The 22,777-nt window shown below is 38.5% G+C and carries 22 protein-coding genes; 13 read left to right on the top strand and 9 right to left on the bottom strand.

Annotation, left to right across the window (positions count from 1 at the left end; all coding sequences use genetic code 11):
* Positions 1 to 61 precede the first annotated feature (61 nt).
* Together H6G06_RS01725 and H6G06_RS01720 are read right to left on the bottom strand one after the other, a co-directional pair.
* Complete coding sequence (locus H6G06_RS01725) at positions 62 to 844, bottom strand: DUF3226 domain-containing protein (protein WP_190556455.1); 783 nt, start codon at positions 842 to 844, stop codon at positions 62 to 64.
* Positions 841 to 1,998 carry an AAA family ATPase gene (locus H6G06_RS01720; RefSeq protein WP_190556453.1) on the bottom strand — a complete coding sequence of 386 codons (1,158 nt, stop codon included), beginning with the start codon at positions 1,996 to 1,998 and terminating at the stop codon, positions 841 to 843. The genes H6G06_RS01725 and H6G06_RS01720 overlap by 4 nt, the downstream gene beginning before the upstream one ends.
* 215 nt (positions 1,999 to 2,213) lie before the next feature.
* Here H6G06_RS01720 and aroC point away from each other — a divergent pair, with 215 nt between their 5' ends.
* Together aroC and H6G06_RS01710 are read left to right on the top strand one after the other, a co-directional pair.
* A complete protein-coding gene (gene aroC, locus H6G06_RS01715; RefSeq protein ID WP_190556451.1) occupies positions 2,214 to 3,302 on the top strand; it encodes a chorismate synthase in 1,089 nt (362 codons plus the stop codon).
* 158 nt (positions 3,303 to 3,460) lie between these two features.
* A complete protein-coding gene (locus H6G06_RS01710; protein WP_190556449.1) occupies positions 3,461 to 4,360 on the top strand; it encodes a S66 peptidase family protein in 900 nt (299 codons plus the stop codon).
* Here H6G06_RS01710 and H6G06_RS01705 read toward each other — a convergent pair.
* Together H6G06_RS01705 and H6G06_RS01700 are read right to left on the bottom strand one after the other, a co-directional pair.
* The gene (locus tag H6G06_RS01705) at positions 4,350 to 5,435 is read right to left on the bottom strand and encodes a glycosyltransferase family 4 protein (RefSeq protein ID WP_190556447.1); all 1,086 of its coding nucleotides are present in this window, start codon (positions 5,433 to 5,435) and stop codon (positions 4,350 to 4,352) included. The genes H6G06_RS01710 and H6G06_RS01705 overlap by 11 nt on opposite strands.
* Before the next feature lie 13 nt (positions 5,436 to 5,448).
* Positions 5,449 to 6,195 carry a class I SAM-dependent methyltransferase gene (locus H6G06_RS01700; RefSeq protein ID WP_190556445.1) on the bottom strand — a complete coding sequence of 249 codons (747 nt, stop codon included), beginning with the start codon at positions 6,193 to 6,195 and terminating at the stop codon, positions 5,449 to 5,451.
* Between the two features lie 180 nt (positions 6,196 to 6,375).
* Here H6G06_RS01700 and H6G06_RS01695 point away from each other — a divergent pair, with 180 nt between their 5' ends.
* The 3 genes from H6G06_RS01695 (at position 6,376) to H6G06_RS01685 (ending at position 10,008) form a co-directional block, all read left to right on the top strand.
* Complete coding sequence (locus H6G06_RS01695; protein ID WP_190556443.1) at positions 6,376 to 7,701, top strand: ABC transporter substrate-binding protein; 1,326 nt, start codon at positions 6,376 to 6,378, stop codon at positions 7,699 to 7,701.
* Between the two features lie 152 nt (positions 7,702 to 7,853).
* Positions 7,854 to 8,906, top strand: a complete 1,053-nt coding sequence (gene hemE, locus H6G06_RS01690) for a uroporphyrinogen decarboxylase (RefSeq protein ID WP_190556441.1) — start codon at positions 7,854 to 7,856, stop codon at positions 8,904 to 8,906.
* 145 nt (positions 8,907 to 9,051) lie between these two features.
* Complete coding sequence (locus H6G06_RS01685; RefSeq protein WP_190556439.1) at positions 9,052 to 10,008, top strand: NAD-dependent epimerase/dehydratase family protein; 957 nt, start codon at positions 9,052 to 9,054, stop codon at positions 10,006 to 10,008.
* A 170-nt stretch (positions 10,009 to 10,178) separates the two neighbouring features.
* On the opposite strand, the gene H6G06_RS01680 is transcribed toward H6G06_RS01685, so the two are convergent.
* The 3 genes from H6G06_RS01680 to H6G06_RS01670 form a co-directional block, all read right to left on the bottom strand.
* A complete protein-coding gene (locus H6G06_RS01680) occupies positions 10,179 to 11,510 on the bottom strand; it encodes a hypothetical protein (RefSeq protein WP_190556437.1) in 1,332 nt (443 codons plus the stop codon).
* Positions 11,511 to 11,675: 165 nt separating this feature from the next.
* Positions 11,676 to 12,050 (bottom strand): DUF5615 family PIN-like protein, encoded by a 375-nt coding sequence (locus tag H6G06_RS01675; RefSeq protein WP_190556434.1) that lies wholly within the window; start codon positions 12,048 to 12,050, stop codon positions 11,676 to 11,678.
* Positions 12,047 to 12,280, bottom strand: coding sequence for a DUF433 domain-containing protein (locus H6G06_RS01670; protein ID WP_168694765.1), 234 nt, complete (start codon positions 12,278 to 12,280; stop codon positions 12,047 to 12,049). Before H6G06_RS01670 ends, H6G06_RS01675 begins: the two co-directional genes overlap by 4 nt.
* 391 nt (positions 12,281 to 12,671) lie before the next feature.
* Between H6G06_RS01670 and H6G06_RS01665 the strand changes: the two genes are divergently transcribed.
* Complete coding sequence (locus H6G06_RS01665; protein WP_190556432.1) at positions 12,672 to 14,249, top strand: B12-binding domain-containing radical SAM protein; 1,578 nt, start codon at positions 12,672 to 12,674, stop codon at positions 14,247 to 14,249.
* 82 nt (positions 14,250 to 14,331) lie between these two features.
* Here H6G06_RS01665 and H6G06_RS01660 read toward each other — a convergent pair whose 3' ends face one another.
* Positions 14,332 to 15,555: a molybdopterin molybdotransferase MoeA gene (locus H6G06_RS01660; RefSeq protein ID WP_190557218.1), complete on the bottom strand. Its 1,224-nt coding sequence runs from the start codon at positions 15,553 to 15,555 to the stop codon at positions 14,332 to 14,334.
* Between the two features lie 250 nt (positions 15,556 to 15,805).
* Positions 15,806 to 16,057, bottom strand: coding sequence for a hypothetical protein (locus tag H6G06_RS01655; protein ID WP_190556430.1), 252 nt, complete (start codon positions 16,055 to 16,057; stop codon positions 15,806 to 15,808).
* Positions 16,058 to 16,251: 194 nt separating this feature from the next.
* Between H6G06_RS01655 and H6G06_RS01650 the strand changes: the two genes are divergently transcribed.
* The 7 genes from H6G06_RS01650 (at position 16,252) to H6G06_RS01620 (ending at position 22,616) form a co-directional block, all read left to right on the top strand.
* Entirely contained in the window at positions 16,252 to 16,809 is a 558-nt protein-coding gene (locus H6G06_RS01650) for an RDD family protein (RefSeq protein ID WP_190556428.1), read from the top strand.
* Positions 16,810 to 16,852: 43 nt separating this feature from the next.
* On the top strand, positions 16,853 to 17,047 hold the full coding sequence (rpmG, locus tag H6G06_RS01645; RefSeq protein ID WP_190556426.1) for a 50S ribosomal protein L33: 195 nt from the start codon (positions 16,853 to 16,855) through the stop codon (positions 17,045 to 17,047).
* Positions 17,048 to 17,050: 3 nt separating this feature from the next.
* Positions 17,051 to 17,266, top strand: a complete 216-nt coding sequence (rpsR, locus tag H6G06_RS01640; protein WP_190556424.1) for a 30S ribosomal protein S18 — start codon at positions 17,051 to 17,053, stop codon at positions 17,264 to 17,266.
* 340 nt (positions 17,267 to 17,606) lie between these two features.
* On the top strand, positions 17,607 to 19,658 hold the full coding sequence (locus tag H6G06_RS01635; protein WP_190556422.1) for an RNB domain-containing ribonuclease: 2,052 nt from the start codon (positions 17,607 to 17,609) through the stop codon (positions 19,656 to 19,658).
* Positions 19,659 to 19,891: 233 nt separating this feature from the next.
* Positions 19,892 to 20,623 carry a RadC family protein gene (gene radC, locus H6G06_RS01630; protein ID WP_190556420.1) on the top strand — a complete coding sequence of 244 codons (732 nt, stop codon included), beginning with the start codon at positions 19,892 to 19,894 and terminating at the stop codon, positions 20,621 to 20,623.
* 348 nt (positions 20,624 to 20,971) lie between these two features.
* Positions 20,972 to 22,282 carry a YcjF family protein gene (locus H6G06_RS01625; protein ID WP_190556418.1) on the top strand — a complete coding sequence of 437 codons (1,311 nt, stop codon included), beginning with the start codon at positions 20,972 to 20,974 and terminating at the stop codon, positions 22,280 to 22,282.
* A 79-nt stretch (positions 22,283 to 22,361) separates the two neighbouring features.
* Positions 22,362 to 22,616: a TIGR03643 family protein gene (locus H6G06_RS01620; RefSeq protein WP_190556416.1), complete on the top strand. Its 255-nt coding sequence runs from the start codon at positions 22,362 to 22,364 to the stop codon at positions 22,614 to 22,616.
* Positions 22,617 to 22,777 lie beyond the last annotated feature (161 nt).

Here is a 22,777-nt window from a genome sequence, read left to right as displayed (position 1 = left end):
CAGGATATCTAGGATTTGAGGATTTTCAGGATGGGGATTTTATGAGTAAAAAGGAAGATAGTTAATGTTCTAAATTTAACAAATTACTGAAAAATTGAGTTAGGTTTTGAATAACCGGAATTTCAGCAGTTTGATCACTAACCCATTTATCAGCCTTAATACTAACTGTATTAGTAGAACCGGGTTTAAGTACACTAACAATTGTGGCAACTAAAGCTTTTTCTTTATCAAAAGGTTTCCATTTTAAAGACTTTTGCTTTCTGTCTTCTTCAGAAAATTTATCTATATATTCCCTTGCTCTTTGCATATATTCAGGATAAACTAAATCACCACAATCACAGATCAAATTTTCTAAAACACCTTGTTGAATATTATCTGGTAATATATAAATTCCTAATTTGGGTGAACTTTCTGTAACATTACCAGTTAAATTAACTGTATTAGGGAAATCAGGAAAATATTCTTTTAAACCATCATGATATTCTTCTGCAACTTGATTAGGTGTCTTTTTATCAGCATCAGCTATAACTGCAAAAGCAAAAAGATTATTTTCATAATCTACTATATTAGATAATTTTAATTTTAAATTCTCAATTAATTTAGTTCCTTCACCTACATATAGAGCAATTGAAAAATTTTCATTATATAATATTGTCGGCATATCCATTCTTTTATATAAGTTTCCCCCTTTGGGATAGGTAGGAATAAATTTGCGCCAAAAACTATCCAACTTTGATTCTTCTCCCGTAAATTCAGAAAATTTGAATAATTTACATAAAATCTTAGCAATAAAAGCCTGATCATGATTCCCCTCAACACCAATTAAAACATATTTTTTATTCACCAACGTACCTCCTCCCCTAATTCTTGTCTTAAACGTCTTAATCTATGTCCATCATGTCTAACTACTTTTGTTTTTTCTTCCTTTGGTTCTAAACGATAAAGCACTAAATCTGAATCAGATTCAGTTACTTCTAATAAAGCATCAACAGCTTCTAAACTATGGGTAGTAGCAAATAATTGTACATCCATTTCTTGACACCATTTAACCAACCATTGAAAGGAATTTTGTAAAGCTTCTGTGTGAATTGTTGATTCTAATTCATCAATTAATAGAATACCACCTTTAACACTAGCAAGTTTTAAAGCTATATGTAATAGACGACGAATACCATCACCAAAACTGCTAACTGGTGCAAGTCCCAGTTTTTTATGTTGAATATATATATTAAATGTAGATGTAGATTGTGGCGGTAATAAAATTTCTATATCCAAGATATTGTTATCTATTTTTTGAAGTAATTCCAGTACATCTACTTTAAAGTTTTTAAATCTTGCATCTGAAAATAACCGAAATTGTGATTCAAAACGGTGAGATACAGGTGTAACTGTGGATGTATGTAAGCTTAGGTGTGGGTCTCTTTTTTTAGATGGAAAAGGAAAAACTTCATTTTCCCATAACTGAAAAGTTTCTATAAAATGAGGAAAATTAGTAGTATTATCAAACAACTGTAACTGTAATTGTTTTGTATATACTTCTATTTTAAAGTCAATTCCTTTTCTTAATCCTGGTGAATCATCATGATCAATTTCAATATTTGTAATATTAATAGAATTACTTCTTTTTTTGTTTGTAGATAACGATATTCCTTCTATTTGCTCATAACTAGCTTTTAATTGCGTGATAAAATAATCACCATCACTAGATATAAGAATAGTTGGTTTATTCATTTCTGGATTTACAGGTTCAGCATAGCGTGTAAACAACCATCTTAAAGCATCCATTGGATCTTGTCTACTTTCTGATGATCTTTGAAGTGCTGTACTAAACCAGACTCTAATATCTAATGGGTGACAATAAATCTCTAATGCTTCTAAAACACTGGTTTTACCTGAGTTATTAATACCAACAAGCAAGTTAATACGTCCGAGATCCTTTAGTTCTAAATCTCGAAGTCCTCTAAACTGATGAATTGTAATACTATCTAAACTTTTCATAGGTTGATTTTACAGTTAAATGTCTATTAATGGATAGAACTTTAAATTACATGAAAGTTTAGAAAATTTCGATAGATAAGATACCCTAACTCTTTTTTCATCCTATCAAAAAATGATAAACTGCTGTCAGAAGTCGGGGATCTGGATGTAGCAGAGGGTGAAAAATGCCCAACACCATGTAAAATACATATTTCGGTCTGTATTTCCTCAACATCATGGGCAGCACTTTTGGTCATCTTTTCCGTATTACGACATTTGGCGAATCTCACGGCGGCGGTGTGGGTGTTATAATTGATGGTTGTCCCCCACTATTAGAAATTTCCGCTGAGGAAATTCAATTTGAGTTAGACAGAAGACGGCCAGGACAAAGTAAAATCACCACACCCCGCAAAGAAGCGGACACCTGTGAGATATTATCAGGAGTATTTGAAGGTAAAACTCTGGGAACACCCATCGCTATCCTAGTCAGAAATAAAAATACTCGTCCCGAAGATTATGATGAGATGGCGCAAAAATACCGCCCTTCTCACGCTGATGCTACCTATGATGCAAAATATGGGTTTAGAAATTGGCAAGGGGGAGGAAGATCCTCAGCGCGTGAGACAATAGGTAGGGTAGCTGCTGGTGCGATCGCTAAAAAAATTCTTCGTCAAGTTGCAAATGTAGAAGTTATCGCCTACGTTAAGCGCATCAAAGATTTAGAAGGCGTTGTTAATACCGATACTGTAACTTTAGCAGATGTAGAAAGTAATATTGTCCGTTGTCCCGATGGCGAAATTGCTAACACAATGATTTCATTAATTGAAAAAACTGGTCGAGATGGTAATTCTATCGGTGGTGTCGTTGAATGTGTGGTGCGGAATGTTCCTAAAGGTTTAGGTGAACCGGTTTTTGATAAATTAGAAGCAGACTTAGCAAAAGCGGTGATGTCACTTCCTGCAAGTAAAGGTTTTGAAATAGGTTCAGGTTTTGACGGAACATTATTAACAGGTTTTGAACATAACGACGAATTTTATATTGATGAAAATGGCGAAATTAGAACCATAACCAACCGTTCTGGAGGTATTCAAGGGGGAATTTCTAACGGCGAAAATATTATTATCAGAGTTGCTTTTAAACCAACTGCAACTATTAGAAAAGAACAAAAAACCGTAACCAAAGAAGGTGAAGAAACAGTATTAGCAGGAAAAGGAAGACACGATCCTTGTGTTTTACCCCGTGCTGTTCCAATGGTTGATGCGATGGTGGCTTTGGTTTTATGTGACCATCTGTTACGGCATCATGGGCAGTGTAAATTATTATAAAATTTGAACGCAGACGAACGCGGATTAACGCTGATAAAATTGCCTATTTGTAGACTCAAAAACCCTACATATCTATCACTCGTTATCCTGATTTATCTGCGTCTATCTGCGTTCATCTGCGTTTGATATTTACTGAAAAAATCTCCTATTAATAATTCATGTCCACCACCATCTTACCCCCGCCTCTAAAACCAGGTGATTTATTGCGCGTTATTGCCCCTAGTGGTGCTTTACGAGAGTTTGCAGCTTTTGAACAAAGTCTGGAAATTTGGAAAGCTCACGGTTACAATGTGCAAGTCAGCGATCGCATAGAAAGCAGACATGGTTATCTTGCCGGTGCTGATGATCACCGTCGTCAGCAGTTAGCAACAGCATGGCATGATCCTGAATGTCGCGGTATTATCTGCGCTAGGGGTGGTTTTGGCAGTACCCGCATTTTAGAAGATTGGAACTGGCAACAAAATACAGCAGATCCTAAATGGTTGATCGGCTTTTCGGATATCACAGCCCTGTTATGGAGCCTCTATAACGCAGGTATTTCCGGTGTACATGGTCCCGTACTCACTACCCTGATAGATGAGCCAGAATGGTCAATAAAGCGATTATTTGATATTTTAGAAGGCCGTGCGATCGCACCTTTAAAGGGTAAAGGTTGGGGTGGTGGTACAGTGACAGGTGTGCTACTTCCTGGTAATCTGACAGTAGCGACTCATCTTTTGGGAACGCCCCTTTTACCTAACCTTGATGGTGTAATATTGGCGTGGGAAGATGTGACAGAACCACCCTATCGTATTGATAGGATGTTAACTCAATGGCGGTTAAGTGGGGTTTTGTCTAAAGTTCGCGGTATTGCGTTGGGAGGGTTTACCAAGTGTGAAGCACCACCTAATATACCTAGTTTGAGTATAGAGGAAGTTTTGAGGGAACGGTTGGGTGATTTAAGTATTCCCATTGTCTCAGATTTACCCTTTGGTCATGATAGCCCTAATGCAGCTTTGACTGTGGGTGTGAAGGCACGTTTAGACGCAGACCAGGGAATATTGGAAATTATGGTTTAGTTCTTTTTGTGAGTATATCCTCAAACCATTGTTCCACGCGATCGCCCATAGCTTCTAAAGAATATTCCACTTCTGCTTGTTGCCGACAAGCATAACGGTCAATTTCATTTAACCGACCAATAGCATCTACCAAACCTTGCACACTATCCGGTTCTACCAAAAAGCCAGTTTTGCCCTCCTGGACAATTTCTGTCAAACCACCCCGACGATAAGCAATTAAAGGCACTCCACAGGCTAAAGCTTCAATTGCTACATTACCAAAAGCTTCTACCCAACGGGGAGTTACTAACAAGGCCATACATTTACCTAATTGTTTTTGTAACTCAACTGTAGGCAAAAAGCCCATATATTCTATTGGTGCATCTGGGTAATCTTGACAAATTTTTTGCCAGTAGCTTTCATCCTGTATCAGTCCAAAAATTTTTAGAGGAATACCCGTGATTTTTGCAGATGCAACCGCATCTTCTAGTCCTTTTTCTGGTGCTATTCTACCTACCCAAGCTAATGTTTGATTTGGTTGATGACAAAAATGATAAATAGATAAATCCATACCATTCAGCAAACTAGTACATTGCTGTGCAAATGTAAAAGTTGCCGCTTGGGTTTGACTATGAACACCAAGAGTACCAGGAAATTTAATTGCTACCTCCTCAATAATTGAGTCCATAGCATCTGTTAAAGAACCCATACTAATCAGATGAGCGATGGGAATCTGGAAAAATGATGTTAAATACAAAGGTAGCCAATCATAGGCAAAATTAACAATCAAATCATAATTTGATTGCACTTGCCGAGCATAATCCCACATATTTGCCAAAACTGAATTTTTTGGCATAGTAATTGGGCTATCACGAGTTTGAGTTTGTCCTGGTATCTGTAATTCTCCAGCAATTTCTGTCACAGTAAATGGCTGCATAACAGACCCATTTGGGGCGATGATTTCTATTTTGTGTCCTCGTCGTTTCATCTCTTGGGTAATGTTAAATAGTGTCAGTTCGACACCACCTCCAACACCTGTACCTATCGCACCCACAGGAGTAGATATAAATAATAATTTGTATTTTGGAATTATCATTGATTCATTCTCATTAAACTATGGCTTGACGATAGCAACGTGTCGTAATGTGATAAGGATGAAAGACCTCTAAGAAGTGCTTATTCAGGGTTTCAAAGAACAAGTCTATTACTTGAGGATCATCTAGATGAAAGGGATATTCTTGATTAAAACCCTTAAAGAAATACCAATTGAGAATGACTTTACCTTGAGATGTTAGGGCTTGATGAAACTTTAATAACTGCTGACTAGGGTTCGGTAAATGTTCTATAACATCAAAGGATAAAATTGTATCGAATTTCTCATCATCAGGCATTTGCGAATAGTACACAATTCTGTGTTCTAAACCCATTTTTTCAGCCCGATATTTTACAAAATCTGTATTAACAGGATTAAGATCACAATAAATTACTTGTTCAACTTGAGGACAAAGAGCAGCACCAAGAGTATGAGTACCGATACCACCACCAAAGTCCAGCACTCGACCTTGAGCTTTATCTGCTATTAAGCGTAAAGTATCACTAATATACTCATGACTAGTTAGATGCCATGCACCAAGTTCAAATAAGTAAAGCTCTCCTACCTTGTCACTATAAAAACTACTGACTTGATCCCAATCAAAATCTTTGTTACCTAAGTCTATCATTTCTTGCTGCTTTGTTTCTAATTGCATCTCCAACGCTGATGGATCTAAATGCAAAAATTCCTGTAAATGCTCTTTTAAGTTAAATGTATTTTGCAGATAGTTACTTAAAAATACAGGGGTAGGGAATTTCACCATAATTTTTTTTGCAAAAATAAACTCTACGTAAGTTATCATACTATGTTAGGTTTACTTTGTTAATTTGAGTAAAACCAAAAAAATTACGATTTCATATAATTTATGAAAAATTTAGAAATCAACCTAAACAATTAAGGATATTTTAGATGATTACCTTCATCTTATTCAAAAATTAATATCATGAAAATTCCTGTTTTACCATCATTAATCATATTTATTCGCAGGCAGTTGATTACTTATAATTGGCAAATATCATTTTTGGCAATTATCTTGCTTCTCTGTCTAATATTATCTAGTTGTCAAACTGGATTACAAAAAGATCAAGGTGTAATTCATCTAACTCTGTGGCAAGGAATTAATCCCCCCGCAAATCGTGATGTTTTCAACAAATTAGTAGATAAATTTAATCAAACTCATTCTAATATTCAAGTAGAATCTGTTTTTGCAGGAGAAATGGAACAACAATTGCCAAAAGTATTAACAGCAGTTGTAGGTAATTCCTCTCCAGATATCTTGTCATTTTACCCACAAATAACCGGTCAGTTTGTGGAACTAGGAGCAATTCGACCTTTAGATGATTGGTGGAATAACCTACCCATCAAGTCAGAAGTTAGTCCCAACTCCTTGACAGAATTAAAACTAGACGGTCGCCTGTGGTCTATCCCATTATACACTGCGAATATGGGTATTTTTTACCGTCCTGATCTTTTTAAAGCGGCAGGAATTACCCAAACCCCTAGAACTTGGGAAGAACTTAGACAGGTTGCCAAAAAATTAACTATTGATAAAAACGGTGATAAACGACCGGAAAAATACGGAATGTTACTACCTTTAGGAAAGGGAGAATGGACTGTTTTTAGTTGGTTTCCCTTTTTATTAAGTGCTGGAGGTGAAGTAGTAACTAATAACCATCCAAATTTAACAAATGCAGGTGCTATTACTGCTTTAAAATTCTGGGAAGACCTGTTAAAAGATGGATCAGCAATACTTTCTTCCCCAGAAAGAGGTTATGAAGAAGATGGTTTTCTGAGCGGTCGTGTAGCAATGCAAATTACAGGCCCTTGGACTTATATTACTAGGTCTAAAGTTGATTACAAGGTCTTCCCAATACCTGCTGATATCAGTCCATCGACTGTTACAGCTACTGGCAATATTTTTGTGATGAAAACCACGCCAGAACGAGAAAAAGCAGCACTCAAATTCTTAGAATTTGTTTTGAGTGAGGAATTTCAAACAGAATGGGCAATAGGTACAGGATTTTTACCTGTAAATATCACATCTGCTCAAAGTCAAGAATATCAAGAATACCTCAAATCAAGACCTTGGTTAAAAGTGTTTGTAGAGCAAATGTCTGTAGCTGGTTCTCGTCCAATTATAGCCGGATATAGTCGCATTTCTGATAGTTTAGGTAGAGCAATTGAAGCCACATTATTAGGTAAATCTTCTGCTGAATCTGCTTTAAAAGAAGCTCAAGACCGATTAGAAGTGATTTGGGGTGAAAAATAACAAACATTGTGACTCCTGACTTTTCACTTCTTAACGTTTTATTAAGTTAAGTAAAGCAATCCTAAGAGCTTTTGAGATGTGTTGATAAAGCGTAATCTGGGGATGATAAGCTAAACAGTGAAATATGAAAGTGACTTAGGATGAAGTGTTAAATGGGTGTTTCCTCAACGGCTCCTCTCCTCCTTCGGGCTGCACGTGGTGAACAAGTAGATCGTCCCCCTGTATGGATGATGCGACAAGCGGGACGCTACATGAAAGCATATCGGGATTTAAGGGAGAAATATCCTTCATTCCGCGATCGCTCAGAAATTCCAGAAGTAGCGATCGAAGTTTCCCTCCAGCCCTGGAGAGCTTTCCAACCCGATGGAGTTATTTTATTTTCCGATATTGTCACCCCCTTACCAGGTATGGGGATTGACATGGATATTGCGGAAGGGAAGGGACCGATTATTTATTCGCCCATACGCACTCAAGAGCAAATTGAAAAACTGCGTCCCCTAGATCCAGAAACAGCACTGCCGTTTATTAAAACGATTTTACAATCGTTGCGGAAAGAAGTAGGCAATCAATCAACAGTGTTAGGCTTTGTTGGCGCACCTTGGACATTAGCTGCTTATGCGGTGGAAGGTAAAGGTTCTAAAACCTATTCCATCATCAAAAACATGGCCTTCTCAGATCCGACTATTCTGCATCAGCTACTAACTAAATTAGCTGATTCCATTGCTGATTATGTGCGCTATCAGATTGACTGTGGCGCTCAAGTGGTGCAGATGTTCGATTCATGGGCGGGACAATTAAGCCCCCAAGATTATGATACCTTTGCTCTACCTTACCAAAAAATGGTGTTTGAGAAAGTCAAAGCAACTCATCCTGACACACCATTAATTTTGCTGGTGACAGGTAGTGCCGGACTTTTAGAAAGAATGCCTGCTTCTGGTGCAGATATCATTACTGTAGACTGGGCAGTAGATATGGCAGATGCCAGAGCAAGATTAGGTAAGCACGTAAAAGTACAGGGTAATCTTGATCCGGGTGTGTTATTTGGTTCTAAAGAATTTATCCGCGATCGCGTTTTGGACACCGTTCGCAAAGCCGGTAACTGGGGACACATCCTCAATCTCGGACATGGTGTACTACCAGAAACACCAGAAGAAAATGTCGCTTTCTTCTTTGAGACTGCCAAAAATCTCAACGCTTTGGTTTAGTTTGTTAGGTGGGCAAAATGCCCACCTGATTTTTATTAAACGCAGATAAACGCAGATGAGGAAACATCTTAGGATTTGTGAAGCCCATTATTGAACTTTTTCAAATTACATTAATTATTAAATAACAACCAAAACATCAAATTTCATGACTAAAAAACGGATTTTAATCACAGGTGCAAGCGGCTGTATCGGTCACTATATCAGCGAAGCCTTAATTGAAAACACTAATCACGAACTTTATTTGCTGGTGAGAAACCCAAATAAACTCCAAGTAGACACTACAGCACGTCCAGGAATCACCATTTTACAGGGTGATATGCAAGAAATTGGTAAATTCTCTAATTTACTCAAAACCATTGATATCGCTGTTTTAACAGCTACTTCTTGGGGTGGTGAGGGTATTTTTGATATCAATGTTTCCAAAACTCTAGAATTAATGAGTTTGTTAAATCCTGAAAGATGTGAACAGGTAATTTATTTCTCGACAGCGAGTGTTTTAAATCATGAAAATCACCCACTCAAAGAAGCAGGAGAAATCGGTACAGATTATATCCGTTCTAAATATGAATGTTTACATAAAATCGAAAATTTAGCTATCTTTCCCAAAATTACCACCGTTTTTCCGACCATTGTTTTAGGTGGTGATGACAACAAACCTTATTCCGCTGTCACAACAGGCATTCCCGAAGTTACTAACTATATTAATATCATTCGTTTTTTACAAGCGGATGGCAGTTTTCACTTTATTCATGGTAAAGATATTGCTACAGTTATACAGTATTTAATTGATTATCCACCACAAGCAGGAGATCCAAGAAGATTTGTTTTAGGTCAATCTTCATTAACTGCTAATCAAGCAATAGAGGAAGTTTGCGCTTATTTAAAGAAAAAGATTTACTTCCGCATTCCTCTATCTTTAGGTTTGGCTAATGTGATTATTAAATTGTTTAATATTCAAATGGCTGCATGGGATAGATTCTGTATGAATTATCGTCATTTTAGCTATGCTAATGCTATTAATCCTAGTAGTTTCAATTTACCTAATTACTGTGCAAATATGGCTGATGTTTTGAAAATTAGCGGTGTGAAAGGTGGGAAATAAATATGTGAGGAGTTATGAAGATGAAATAGGGCGATCGCACTCCTATAGTTTATCTTATGCGATCGCATCAATCTAAAAATATGCCGTTAGCTTACCGAAGGTATCACTCTCATGCAACTAAAAAAGATGCGTTAATAAAATGTAACTCTACAAGAGGGGCGATCGCTATTTTACTCTAGGACAGAACTTGATATCAGCACAGCGGGCTTATTGGATAATAATGATAACTCTTCTTCCTGATTTTCTTCTATCTGCCTGACTTGTCTTTTCTGAAGTTCTTCTATGAAATCTTTATTGTATATCTCTCTATAAGAAGTAAGAAACTCCTGACTTTCTCTAAAATCCATGAATAGCGGCCAATCGTAATAAGATTCCTCCTTAATGATCTCACCTTCTTTATTTATTTTTTTCATAATGCAAACAGCTTCATCATATCGGTCTAATAATACAGATTCAGCTAGTTTAAATTCGTTGATCGTTGCAGACCAATCAACTGTACTTAATACTTTTACTGCTTTTTCATTCTCACCTCCAAATTTCAGAGCAATTGCACGATTAACAAGAGCGATTTTCCTATTTAGATCATTCGATATATTCTTCTGCTCTATAAAGAACTCACTAAAGGTTTTCGCGCGTTCCCATTTTCCAGGTCTTAGGTGATTGTAAACTACCTCATTAAGATGTTCATCTGCTTGCTCAATTTCATTAGGAAATATTTTCCTCCATAATGTTTGCCCTAGCTTCAGTCCAACTTCTATAATTAATTCACATGAATGGGCAAAGTATTCATCGCCTAATCTTAACTTTTTTCCAATCTCAACGGGAGTCTTAAAAACATACCCTTCCTGCTCACAAATTTTAATATATTGTTCACTTATAATTCCATCACAATGTGTCATCAAGTTCCTTCTCTGAGAACACTCAACAAAATATGACCAATTTTTGAAGCCTTTAAGTGTTGTTATTTTGAAGTCGTTTTCTAAGTCTTTAAACTGTTCTACATAACTTTTTCTTCTAAAGGTTTCTATTTCCTCTTGCAAAACACTAACTTTAAGTTCATCGAATGAGTTATATTCTAAAATATCTGCAATTGAAACAGTTCGATTCATTTTTCTAAAAAGCTCTGGTTTCTTAGTATATATTGCGCCTAAAAGTTCTCCTGTAAATGTATCAAAAGCACTAAAAAGCCCTAAAAATAAACTAGACTCTATTATTGAAGGTAACTCTGAATGAACTGTTTGTGAGAACTGTTGGGCTGCATTAAGCACTTTTTGAATACCAAAATACTTTTGATCTTTCTTCTTTAAAATACTATAACCTTCCTCCAATTCCACCATACATTTTTCCATTCGTTGCTTTTGACGTTCTTTTGCGAGTGGGATAAAGGATGAGTGAGCTTCTTCTATAGCTTCGACTTTGCTCAATAATTTATCTATTGCGCTATTAATTGAATTTTGATGTTGCTGGGATTTTTCTTCCGCTTTATCTGTGTATTCCGACATAGTTATTGGTTTAAGTGGTGAAAGTATAATAATAGCTATTACGATAACAAAATACGCAGATAATGTCAAGAAAATCTCTGGATATCGTCACTATGTAAGTGTTATACTAACCTTTTTGATACTTTTCTAAAAGTATACGCAATTACAAACATTATCTTCAAATTTTTAACGAATTGGAAGCTTACGAATACGTACAGAATTATCATCAATTGTCAGGGCTGAACCTTGAGTAAGTTCTTCCTCTAACTGAGGTAAAACTTCCAACAATCTTTGTGTGATTACATCAGGTTTTGCAGAAGATAACCGCAATGTAACCAAACTTGGTTGGTTATACTTACCAACAGCTATCAACATCGAAAAATCTAAATCTTGGGTAATTACAATTCGATCTTCAACTCTTGCAAGTTCCAAAATATCTATATCAGCAGCAGTGTTAGGGAGCAAATCTGTACAACGCAAAATGTCATAACCCTTCAATTTTAGTGCTGCAACTGTTAGAGGGGAAATATGCACATCAGCAATAAAGCGAAGGTGATTCATGCTGAAGGAATACCTACAATTTTATCTGAAACAGTCCAAGCAGCGTAGTTTAAAGCCTGTCGGATATCTTCATCCTCTAATTCTGGATAAGCTGCTAAAACTTCCTGAACCGAAAGGTTACTAGCCAGCAATTTCAGGACAAAGCCCACAGTAATACGCATTCCCCGAATTGTTGGTTGTCCGAGGCAAACGTTAGGATTAACAGTAATGCGATCTAATTGAGCCAGCACTGTGGGACTCCTGAACTAGACAAATTCTTTACCTATTATCACATACAGCAGACAAATTGAGAAAAAAGTCAATTTTAACCAGCTAAAGTAGGAATTTTAGAACAAACTGACCTAGCTTATACTTAGATTTAATATTTTCCCAACTTGTACTATCCATAAAAAATTATCTTAACCCAAGTGCCTAATTATCTAGTGGAGGCTGGTAATAGGTAATTACTGATACGTAATTATTGATGAAATTCCGTCTTCATCCTGTAAATCCTTAAATCCTGGACATCCTGATTCTGACAGTTTCCCTATTCTCACACACAACATGGCAACTTATAAAAACGTCAATCAGTCCTAATTTTAGTTACAGTTAGATAACAAATAAATCGTGAGGGGTGATACTATGCGTGTCTTGCTAGTTTATCCAATATTTCCCAAAACCTTCTGGTCCTATGAAAAAATCCTAGCACTCGTAGATAGAAAGGTTCTATTACCACCATTGGGTTTAGTCACAGTTGCAGCAATCTTACCCCAAGAATGGGAATTTAAACTGGTAGATCGTAACATCCGCGCTGCCACAGAAGAAGAATGGGCATGGGCAGATATAGTCATATTCTCGGCTATGATTGTCCAAAAACAAGATTTACTAGATCAAATTCGGGAAGCGAAAAGACGTGGTAAGTTAGTAGCTTTGGGTGGTCCATACCCCACATCTACACCCCATGAAGTGGAAGCAGCAGGTGCAGATTACCTGATTTTAGATGAAGGGGAAATCACCTTACCCATGTTTGTGGAAGCTGTACAACGGGGTGAAAAATCTGGAGTTTTCCGCGCTACAGAAAAACCTGATGTTACCAGTACACCCATTCCCCGCTTTGATTTATTAGAATTTAATGCCTATGATATGATGTCTGTGCAGTTTTCGCGGGGTTGTCCTTTCCAATGCGAATTTTGCGACATCATTGTATTATATGGACGCAAACCCAGAACTAAAACACCTGCACAACTGTTAGCAGAATTAGATTATCTCTATGAGTTGGGTTGGAGACGTGGTGTGTTCATGGTTGATGATAACTTTATTGGCAACAAACGCAATGTGAAATTGTTGCTAAAAGAGTTAAAAGTCTGGATGGCAGAACATCAATATCCCTTCAATTTTGACACAGAAGCTTCTATTGATTTAGCACAAGATCAAGAGATGATGGAGTTGATGGTTGATTGCGGATTTAAAGCGGTATTTTTGGGTATTGAAACACCAGATGAAGATAGTTTACAACTAACTAAGAAATTCCAAAATACTCGCAGTTCTTTAACTGAATCTGTAGAAACGATCATTAAAGCTGGACTGCGGCCAATGGCTGGGTTTATTATTGGTTTTGATGGTGAAAAAGCCGGTGCTGGCGATCGCATTGTTAGATTTGCCGAACAAGCTGCTATTCCTTCCACTACCTTTGCTATGTTACAGGCGTTACCCAATACAGCCCTATGGCATCGCTTGAAAAAAGAAGGAAGACTGCGGGAAAACAAAGACGGGAACATCAATCAAACTACATTGATGAATTTTATTCCTACCCGTCCGCTGGAAGAATTAGCTAGGGAATATGTGGAAGCTTTCTGTGCTTTATATGATCCAGTAGCATATTTAGACCGCACCTATCGCTGTTTCTTGATGTTAGGTTCTCCCCAATGGACAGCACCAGCGAAAACACCAGAACGGATAGTTATCAAAGCCTTGTTAATAGTGATTTGGCGACAAGGTTTTAAAAGAGAAACCCGTTGGAAATTCTGGCATCACTTCTTTAGCATTCTCAAGCATAATCCTAAAGTGATTGAACAATACGTTTCTACCTGCGCTCACATCGAGCATTTTATGGAATATCGGCAAATTGTCCGTGATGAAATCGAAAGCCAATTAGCCGCTTATTTAGCCCAAGGTGCAGAAAAACCTTATGTTCCAGAGAAGGAAAAAGTAGTAGCTTAGGGACTGGGGACTGGTGACTGGGGACTGGGAAAATACAAATAAATAATTTCTCCCTGCTCCCTATTCCCTATTCCCTGTTCCTTTATATTTGCAAAACGAAAACTTCCTCCCCTGGATAAACCAACGTTTTACCCATCGGTAACATCGCCAAAGCATTAGTTTGAGCTAAATTAATTAAATTTCCAGAACTATCATTACCCTGGTTTTTGTGGAATTGGTAAACACCATTTACCAGATGTAACTTACCGTGAATATAAGTTTCCATCTTGCCATTAGATTGTAATTCTGATTGCGATTTTACTTTTAAAAATGTCGATTCCCAACCTTGAGAAAGTCCCGCAATTTTTTTAATCGCCGGTTGTACAAACCGCCAGCAAGTAACCAAAGCAGAAACAGGATTACCTGGTAAACCAAAGTATAGTGAATTGGGGAAAGTTGCAAAAGTCAGAGGTTTTCCCGGACGCATTTGTACAGAGCGAAAGTGAATCTTTCCACCCAGAGATGCTAAGATTTTATCAATGTAGTCATAATCGCCTACAGATACACCACCAGTAGAAATAACTATATCAGCGTTAGCGATCGCATAATCTATAATTTCTTTTAAAGTCGTCGGATCATCCTTAATAATTCCTAACAGTAACACTTCCGCCCCCAGTTCCCGCACCAAAGTAGCCAAAGCATACTGATTAGAATCTACAATTTGTCCTGGTTTTAGTACCTGTTCAGGCATCACCAACTCATTACCACTTGAAAGAATCGCTACACGAGGACGACGGAAAACACTGACTTGCTCACGTTGTGCCGCAGCTAAAACTGCAATTTCGGCAGCAGTTAAAGGAATACCTGCGGGTAAAAGTTCCTGTCCTGCTTGATAAAAATTTCCCTTGTGTCTAACAAACTCTTGCGGCTGAGGTGCAAGAAAGACAAAAACGCGGTTTTCCTGTCGGTGAGTTTTTTCCTGCATGACTACAGTATCTGCACCTGCTGGCATCATCGCACCGGTGAAAATGCGTGCTGCTTGTCCGGGTTTAATAGTCACTTGGGGTTGATATCCAGCGGGAATTTCTTCCACAACTTCCAAAACAGTTGGTTTGTCAGCCCTTGCTTGCTGCACATCTGCATAACGCACAGCATAACCATCCATTGCTGAATTATCCCAATGGGGAAAATCTAGGGAACTGGTAACGGGGGTTGCTAAAATGCGATTATTTGCCATCAATAAATCGACAAATTCTATATCCTGCTGGTTATCCAACGGTTGTATGGAATTTAAAATAGTAGCTTCTGCATCTCTGACTGACAGCATAGTTAATAACTCCGATTTTGGATTTTTCAATAAATCAATGTTTTTCATTGTCAGACATTAAAATTTATCATATTACACGAGATAGATCCCCGACTTCTCAAAGAAGCTGGGGATCTATACGATTGCTACATCATATCATGTGCGGCTAATTACTTTTAATAAGCTTATAGCTGGCTGCTAAATGATTTTTAGCAATTACCAATTACCAGCCAAACAAACAGATATGATAATTATGCAAACGAAGATATTATCAAATTACATCGTGAAGACTCACCATACCTTCACTGCACCATGCTTGTAACAGCCATTTTTTAGATTGCTGATCAAGTGCTGGCAAGAGACGGAAATTAAAAATATCTTGCCACACTTCAACGCTATGTTGGGTAACAAAGGTTTTTTCTAATTTTTTAAACTGGAGATAATCACGCTCATTAATCGCCATCAGCATAGGAATAATTTTGCTGACTGGAATTTGAGTTGCAGCTGTCCCTATAGTTGTCATTGTTGATAATCCTCAAAAATACAGTTAAATGGTAGAAGTCCCTGTACAGTATTGATAATTTTAACCAACCGCTGATCTTTGCTTCTGGCAAGCAAGAAACCGACTAGTACAACAATTACTTAAATTATCACCTTAATATTAAAGAAAAGGGCAATAATTATTTCCCTACACCTAGACATAAACGCCTATTGTGTATGACTATAGTTAAAACACCTCAAAAACACTACCCCAAGGGGGAAATTACCCGCCGTAGTATGGCACTGGGGATAGATTTTATGGGAACATGGTTAGTTAGTTCTCTTTTGGGAACCAGTAATATAGGTATTCAATTTGCCCAAATCTTCGTTTTTATGCTCACTTGGCTAGTTTTGCGGGTTTTAATCGTATACAATAATCATGGGCAAAGTTTAGGGCGTTGGGCAGTTGATTTAAAAGTTTTAGAAGTTGAAGATGGGCAAATAGTTAGCAGAATCCCCGAATTACAGGCATTATTGAAGCGCGAGGGGATTCTTGGCTTTGAAGCCTTGCTACTGTCTATTGGTTTAAGCAATATAATAGCTAATCCCCCTGCTATACTGCTAATACTTCCCCTGGCAATTGACTGTGGTACTGCCTTGTCAGATACTCAGATGCGGCAGGCTTGGCATGACCGCTATGCTAGAACTATAATCGTTTCGTCACGGCGCGGCTATTCGTTGGATTTAAAAGTTAAACGATTAGTTGAAAAAGTGCAGCGAAATGTGAGAAGATAGTCATTTGTGTTAAATCTCTCCAGGCTTTACTGTTTGTAAGATTATGGCTAAGAGTAAAGGTGCCCGCATAATAGTGACACTAGAATGCACCGAGTGTCGTAGTAACCCAGACAAGCGTTCTCCAGGCGTTTCTCGCTATACCAGCACCAAGAACCGTCGGAACACCACTGCCCGCTTAGAACTGAAAAAGTTCTGTACCCACTGCAACAAACACACTGTTCACAAGGAAATCAAGTAAAAGATGAGCTATTATCGTCGTCGCCTGTCGCCAATTAAGCCAGGAGAACCAATCGATTATAAAGATGTTGATTTATTGCGTAAATTTATCACCGAGCGTGGTAAGATTCTGCCCCGGCGGATTACCGGGTTGACATCGCAGCAACAGCGACACTTAACATTAGCGATTAAACGCGCTCGGATTGTGGCTTTGTTGCCATTCATCAACGCAGAAGGTTAAGAAAATTTTGGATTTTGGATGAAAGGATTTTAGATAAAGATCCAAAAAAAAGTAACGTTGGTAATAGAAATTAAACGTTTACTTTCAGTCCAAAATCTAAAATTTGATTAACGACAAGGGAGTGTAAATAACATTCCAAATTTCAAATTAACAGATTTGGGTTATGGGGAACAGGGAACAGGGAACAGGTGACAGGTGACAGGCTTCGCCGTGAGCGTCAGCCGAACGGTGACAGCAAAGAGTGTTTACCAATTACCAATTACCCATGACCAATCACCAACCTAAATTCAATCCAAAATCTAAAATCTAAAATCTAAAATTACTAAAGAGTGCGAGAGTTGTGGAGAAGGGGACGCTAGTTGAATTTAGGGTTCAAGGCGATCGCCGTCTGGGAGTGGTAGATCGTCCAGACGGAAAGACCCGTTGGTTTGTAGTAGATGAACGAGGTCAATCCCACAGCCTCGCGCCTCGACAACTAACCTATACAGTTAACGGACAAACTTACAAGCCCTCAGAAATTGTCCAGTTTTTAGAGCAAGTCAAACCATACCTAGACCCATCTAGCTTGGAAGTGGCGTGGGAATTATTGGTGGAAGATGGGGAAGCCGTCACCCCCAGCCAAATGGCAAATCTGCTGTTTTCTGAATCAGATGCACCATATTGTTACGCTGCTCATTGCTTGTTATCAGAAGACAAACTTTATTTCAAGCAGAAAGGGGACGCTTATGAACCCCGCAGTGCAGCACAAATAGCAGAACGGAAACATCAGATAGAAGTAGAAGCGCAAAAAGCTAAGGGACAGCAGGAATTTTTAGTACGTGTAGAACAGGCACTCAAGGGCGAAACCGTAGAATGGCAACGGCAAGACCGCCAGCGTTTGGAAGCACTAGAAAAATATGCAACTCTACTGGCGGACATCTTGCGGATGGGGTTAAATTCCGACTCTTTAGCTCGTGCCTATCCACCCCCAGCCCCAGTATTAGAAACTATGAATATGCTGGGACGTTCTGCAACTCCCCAAACAGCCTTTCAACTGTTGATCGACTTGGGTTGGTGGAGTCCCCATGAGAACCTGTTCCTGCGTCGTTCTTCAATTCCCGTTCAGTTTCCCAATAAGGTATTAGAAGTGGCGCAACAACTTTTGGATTCTCCACCAGCAGACTTAGATATCAATCGTCTCGATCTAACTCATCTCAAGGTATACACCGTTGATGATGAAAGCACCACTGAGATAGACGATGGTTTGAGTTGGGAAATACTACCAGATGGACGAGAAAAGCTGTGGGTGCATATTGCTGACCCGACTCGGTGGTTAATACCAGAAGATGAATTAGATTTAGAAGCGAGAAAGCGGGGTAGTACAGTTTATTTGCCCACGGGGATGATTCCTATGTTCCCAGAAGTCTTGGCAACTGGTCCGATGAGTTTGGTACAAGGGAAAATTTGTTGCGCCCTCAGTTTTGGGATAGTTTTAGATCAAACCGGGGCTGTAGAAGATTACTGTATTCATCCCAGCTTGATCAAGCCTACTTATCGCCTCACCTATGAAGATGTAGATGAGATGCTGCAATTAGGAGTAGAAGCAGAACCAGAAATAGCAGCGATCGCTAATTTAGCAAAACGGCGGAAAACCTGGCGATATCACCAAGGAGCCATCAGCATCAATATGCCAGAAGCGATGATCAAAGTTAAAGATGATCACATCAGCATTGATATTTTAGATGATTCCTCATCACGGCAGTTAGTAGCAGAAATGATGATTCTCGCCGGGGAAGTGGCAGCACGTTACGGTCAAACCCATAACATCCCCCTCCCCTTCCGTGGTCAACCCCAACCAGAACTCCCCCCAGACGAAGAATTACTCCTACTTCCAGCAGGTTTCGTCCGTTTCTGCGCCATGCGTCGGTGTATGCCCAAGAGTGAAATGAGCATTAACCCTGTACGTCATGCTGGTTTGGGCTTAGATACCTACACCCAGGCAACTTCCCCTATTCGTCGTTACAGCGACTTACTCACCCACTTCCAACTGAAAGCACACTTACGCGGCGAAGATTTGCCCTTTTCCGCCGAACAACTCAAAGAAGTGATGATGACTGTCACCACTACCACCCAAGAAGTAACGATGGTAGAACGGCAAACCAACAGATATTATGCCCTAGAATATTTACGCCGTAATCCTGAAGAAGTATGGCAAATCACAGTCTTGATGTGGTTGCGAGAAGATAGCAACTTGGCATTAATTCTCTTAGAAGATTTAGGCTTACAGTTACCAATGGTATTTAGGCGTTCTGTTAATTTAGGTGAACAGGTATTAGTGAAAGTTAGTCTCGCTGATCCGCAAAAAGATATCATCCAGTTTCAAGAAATAATCTATCAAGAAGCTGTTAATTGACTGGGGACTGGGGACTGGGGACTGGGGACTGGGGACTGGGGACTGGGGACTGGGGACTGGGGACTGGGGACTGGGGACTGGGGATTGGGGACTGGGAAAATAAAATCGGTTCCTCCTGACTCCTGACTCCTGACTCCTATTAAATATTTTTGCCAATAGATATAATTTCCAACTTCAAAAAGGGATAAATAAAATATAGTTCCATCCTTGGTGCATATTCCCTTTGTTTGTATATGACATATTGCCTCAGAATTGCCGACCTACCCGAAAATGAGCGTCCCCGCGAAAGATTGATGACTCATGGCGCAAAAATATTAGCCACTGCGGAATTAATAGCTATTCTGCTGGGAACAGGACAAGGACCTGGTAAACTCTCTGCTGTTGGTTTGGGGCAACATATATTACAGGAATTAGGTAAAAATCAGCGTGATCCCTTAGCCGCTTTACGGGAAGTAACTCCTTCCGAGTTAATGGAAATTCATGGTGTAGGTTCTGCAAAAGCTACATCAATTCTCGCTGCAATAGAATTAGGTAAACGGGTTTTTTTATCCCGTCCTGCGGAGGGTGCAGTCATTGACAGTCCCCTTGCTGCGGCCGCTACCCTGAGTCAAGACTTAATGTGGCAAAGTCAGGAACGGTTTGCAGTCTTATTATTAGATGTGAAAAATCGGTTTTTGGGGACAAAAGTAATTACTATTGGTACTGCTACCGAAACCTTAGCTTCTCCCCGTGATATTTTTCGGGAAGTTATTCGACATGGTGCAACGCGGATGATAGTTGCCCATAATCATCCTTCTGGTAATCTAGAACCTAGTGAAGCAGATATAGAATTAACACGGCAATTATTAGCAGGGGCGGAACTTTTAAATATTCCATTATTGGATCATTTAATTTTAGGTAATGGCACTCATCAGAGTTTGCGGGAAATTACAACTCTGTGGGATGATTGTCCTCAAGAGGATTGATGATTAGATATTGCTGATTAACCAAGCAACATTATCATAGAACTTACGCGCAAGTAACGGAAAAATGAACCACGAAGGAACGAAGGACACGAAGAAAAGAGGGTTTTAGAGAGTTCTTGCATAAGTCCTGAAAGGAATAGAAACAAACCATCTTTAATAGCTTTTGGTTTCCTCGTGGGTATCATTATTATTGCGATCGCTTTTTTCACTCAACTAGAATATTCAGTAAAATACATGACAAATAAATCCTCTAAGCCAGCTAGAAAAATCCTTTGATACCAATTAAAAGCGCCTTCTCACCAACACAGCAAGTTATACTAGAAATGGTGGCCTGTTGAAATTACACCAATGACAGAACAACCCAAAACAGACTCATTGAACACACCAACTGATCAAGCAAAACCCAAGTCAGACAATGATTCTTGGAAAAACCGCATCACTGGTGTTGTCAGCAAAACCACAGCTAAATTAACCCAACTCCTACCTGTAGACCAAGTGACACAGACCGTAGGACAATGGTTTAGTGTGAATGATGCCCAAGTTGCAGAGATTTTAGCAACTATTCGCACTCAGTTACCGACTACAGAAGCTTTATTGATAGGAAAACCCCAAACTGGTAAAAGTTCTATTGTTCGCGGTTTAACGGGGGTTTCTGCGGAAATTATCGGACAGGGTTTTCGTCCCCATACTCAAAATACTCAACGTTACGCTTATCCTTCCAATGATTTACCGTTGTTAGTTTTTACGGATACGGTTGGTTTGGGTGATGTTAATCAAGATACAGAAACTATTATTCAAGAATTAATTAGTGATTTAAAAACAGAAACTACAGGGGCGAGAGTTTTAATTCTCACTGTTAAAATTAATGATTTTGCTACTGATACTCTGCGAAAAATTGCTCAAAAGTTGCGTCAGCAGTATCCTAATATTCCCTGTTTGTTGGCGGTGACTTGTTTACATGAAATTTATCCACCGGAAACAGAAGATCATCCCAATTATCCACCAGATTTTGCAGAAATAAACCGAGCATTTACAGAAATAAAAAAGAATTTTACGGGTTTATATAATAGTGCAGTTTTGATTGATTTTACTTTAGAAGAAGATGGTTATCATCCGGTGTTTTATGGTTTGGAAGCACTGCGAGATAATTTAGCTGAACTTTTACCGGAAGCAGAATCAAAAGCTATTTATCAATTATTAGATAAACAAGCTGGAGAGAAATTAGGTAATATTTATCGTGATGCTGCAAGACGTTATATTTTACCTTTTTCAATTATGGCAGGTACTTTAGCTGCTGTACCTTTACCTTTTGCCACAATGCCTGTTTTAACCGCTTTACAAGTTTCAATGGTGGGGTTGTTGGGTAAATTATATGGTCAGACATTGACACCTTCTCAAGCTGGGGGTATTGTAAGTGCCATAGCTGGTGGTTTTATCGCGCAAGCTGTTGCACGGGAATTAATTAAATTTGTGCCTGGTTTTGGTAGTGTGATTGCTGCATCTTGGGCGGGTGCTTATACATGGTCTTTGGGTGAAGCTGCTTGTGTTTATTTTGGTGATTTAATGGGTGGGAAGAAGCCTGATCCTCAAAAAATTCAAAATGTGATGCAGGAGGCTTTTGAAGGGGCAAAAGAACGGTTTAAGGGCATGAAAAGTTAGAATTTAGTAGTTTCGATGTTTGTTAAACTTGTATATTTAGAAAATCTGAAACATTTATTTTGACAATTCTCGTAAAAATATGAAGTTACCTGAACTAGATTCCACAACCATAAATCGCATTATAGAAATGGCCTGGGAAGATAGAACACCTTTTGAGGCTATTGAAATTCAATTTGGCTTATCAGAAAAAGACGTAATTAATCTGATGAGACGAGAAATGAAAGAATCTAGTTTTCGGATGTGGAGAGAAAGGGTAACTAAACGCAAAACCAAACATTTGCGTAAGCGAGATTTTGTTGCTGGTAGATTTAAATCAGATAATCAAAAAACCTAATATTTTAGTTTGATAGATTTATGTCTGTGTAATCTCAATTAGGAAAGATTTATTTCATCTTTTCTTTACACATTTCAAACTAGATTTTTTAGTAAAAACGTACTATTCGGATAAACTCAAACTATAATAGTATATGTAACTGAACCTTAAAATTTATTAAA

The organism is Anabaena sphaerica FACHB-251, assembly GCF_014696825.1.
Taxonomy (GTDB): domain Bacteria; phylum Cyanobacteriota; class Cyanobacteriia; order Cyanobacteriales; family Nostocaceae; genus RDYJ01.
The sequence above is the reverse complement of the archived record's forward strand: the minus strand, read 5'-3'. Positions and strand labels throughout refer to the sequence as shown.

Bases quoted from the DNA above. Each gene is read 5' to 3' on its own strand.
- H6G06_RS01720 (WP_190556453.1), bottom strand. From the start codon at position 1,998: ATGAAAAGTTTAGATAGTATTACAATTCATCAGTTTAGAGGACTTCGA.
- aroC (WP_190556451.1), top strand. From the start codon at position 2,214: ATGGGCAGCACTTTTGGTCATCTTTTCCGTATTACGACATTTGGCGAA.
- H6G06_RS01710 (WP_190556449.1), top strand. From the start codon at position 3,461: ATGTCCACCACCATCTTACCCCCGCCTCTAAAACCAGGTGATTTATTG.
- H6G06_RS01705 (WP_190556447.1), bottom strand. From the start codon at position 5,435: ATGATAATTCCAAAATACAAATTATTATTTATATCTACTCCTGTGGGT.
- H6G06_RS01700 (WP_190556445.1), bottom strand. From the start codon at position 6,195: ATGGTGAAATTCCCTACCCCTGTATTTTTAAGTAACTATCTGCAAAAT.
- H6G06_RS01695 (WP_190556443.1), top strand. From the start codon at position 6,376: ATGAAAATTCCTGTTTTACCATCATTAATCATATTTATTCGCAGGCAG.
- hemE (WP_190556441.1), top strand. From the start codon at position 7,854: ATGGGTGTTTCCTCAACGGCTCCTCTCCTCCTTCGGGCTGCACGTGGT.
- H6G06_RS01685 (WP_190556439.1), top strand. From the start codon at position 9,052: ATGACTAAAAAACGGATTTTAATCACAGGTGCAAGCGGCTGTATCGGT.
- H6G06_RS01680 (WP_190556437.1), bottom strand. From the start codon at position 11,510: ATGTCGGAATACACAGATAAAGCGGAAGAAAAATCCCAGCAACATCAA.
- H6G06_RS01675 (WP_190556434.1), bottom strand. From the start codon at position 12,050: ATGAATCACCTTCGCTTTATTGCTGATGTGCATATTTCCCCTCTAACA.
- H6G06_RS01665 (WP_190556432.1), top strand. From the start codon at position 12,672: ATGCGTGTCTTGCTAGTTTATCCAATATTTCCCAAAACCTTCTGGTCC.
- H6G06_RS01660 (WP_190557218.1), bottom strand. From the start codon at position 15,555: ATGCTGTCAGTCAGAGATGCAGAAGCTACTATTTTAAATTCCATACAA.
- H6G06_RS01655 (WP_190556430.1), bottom strand. From the start codon at position 16,057: ATGACAACTATAGGGACAGCTGCAACTCAAATTCCAGTCAGCAAAATT.
- H6G06_RS01650 (WP_190556428.1), top strand. From the start codon at position 16,252: ATGACTATAGTTAAAACACCTCAAAAACACTACCCCAAGGGGGAAATT.
- rpmG (WP_190556426.1), top strand. From the start codon at position 16,853: ATGGCTAAGAGTAAAGGTGCCCGCATAATAGTGACACTAGAATGCACC.
- rpsR (WP_190556424.1), top strand. From the start codon at position 17,051: ATGAGCTATTATCGTCGTCGCCTGTCGCCAATTAAGCCAGGAGAACCA.
- radC (WP_190556420.1), top strand. From the start codon at position 19,892: ATGACATATTGCCTCAGAATTGCCGACCTACCCGAAAATGAGCGTCCC.
- H6G06_RS01625 (WP_190556418.1), top strand. From the start codon at position 20,972: ATGACAGAACAACCCAAAACAGACTCATTGAACACACCAACTGATCAA.
- H6G06_RS01620 (WP_190556416.1), top strand. From the start codon at position 22,362: ATGAAGTTACCTGAACTAGATTCCACAACCATAAATCGCATTATAGAA.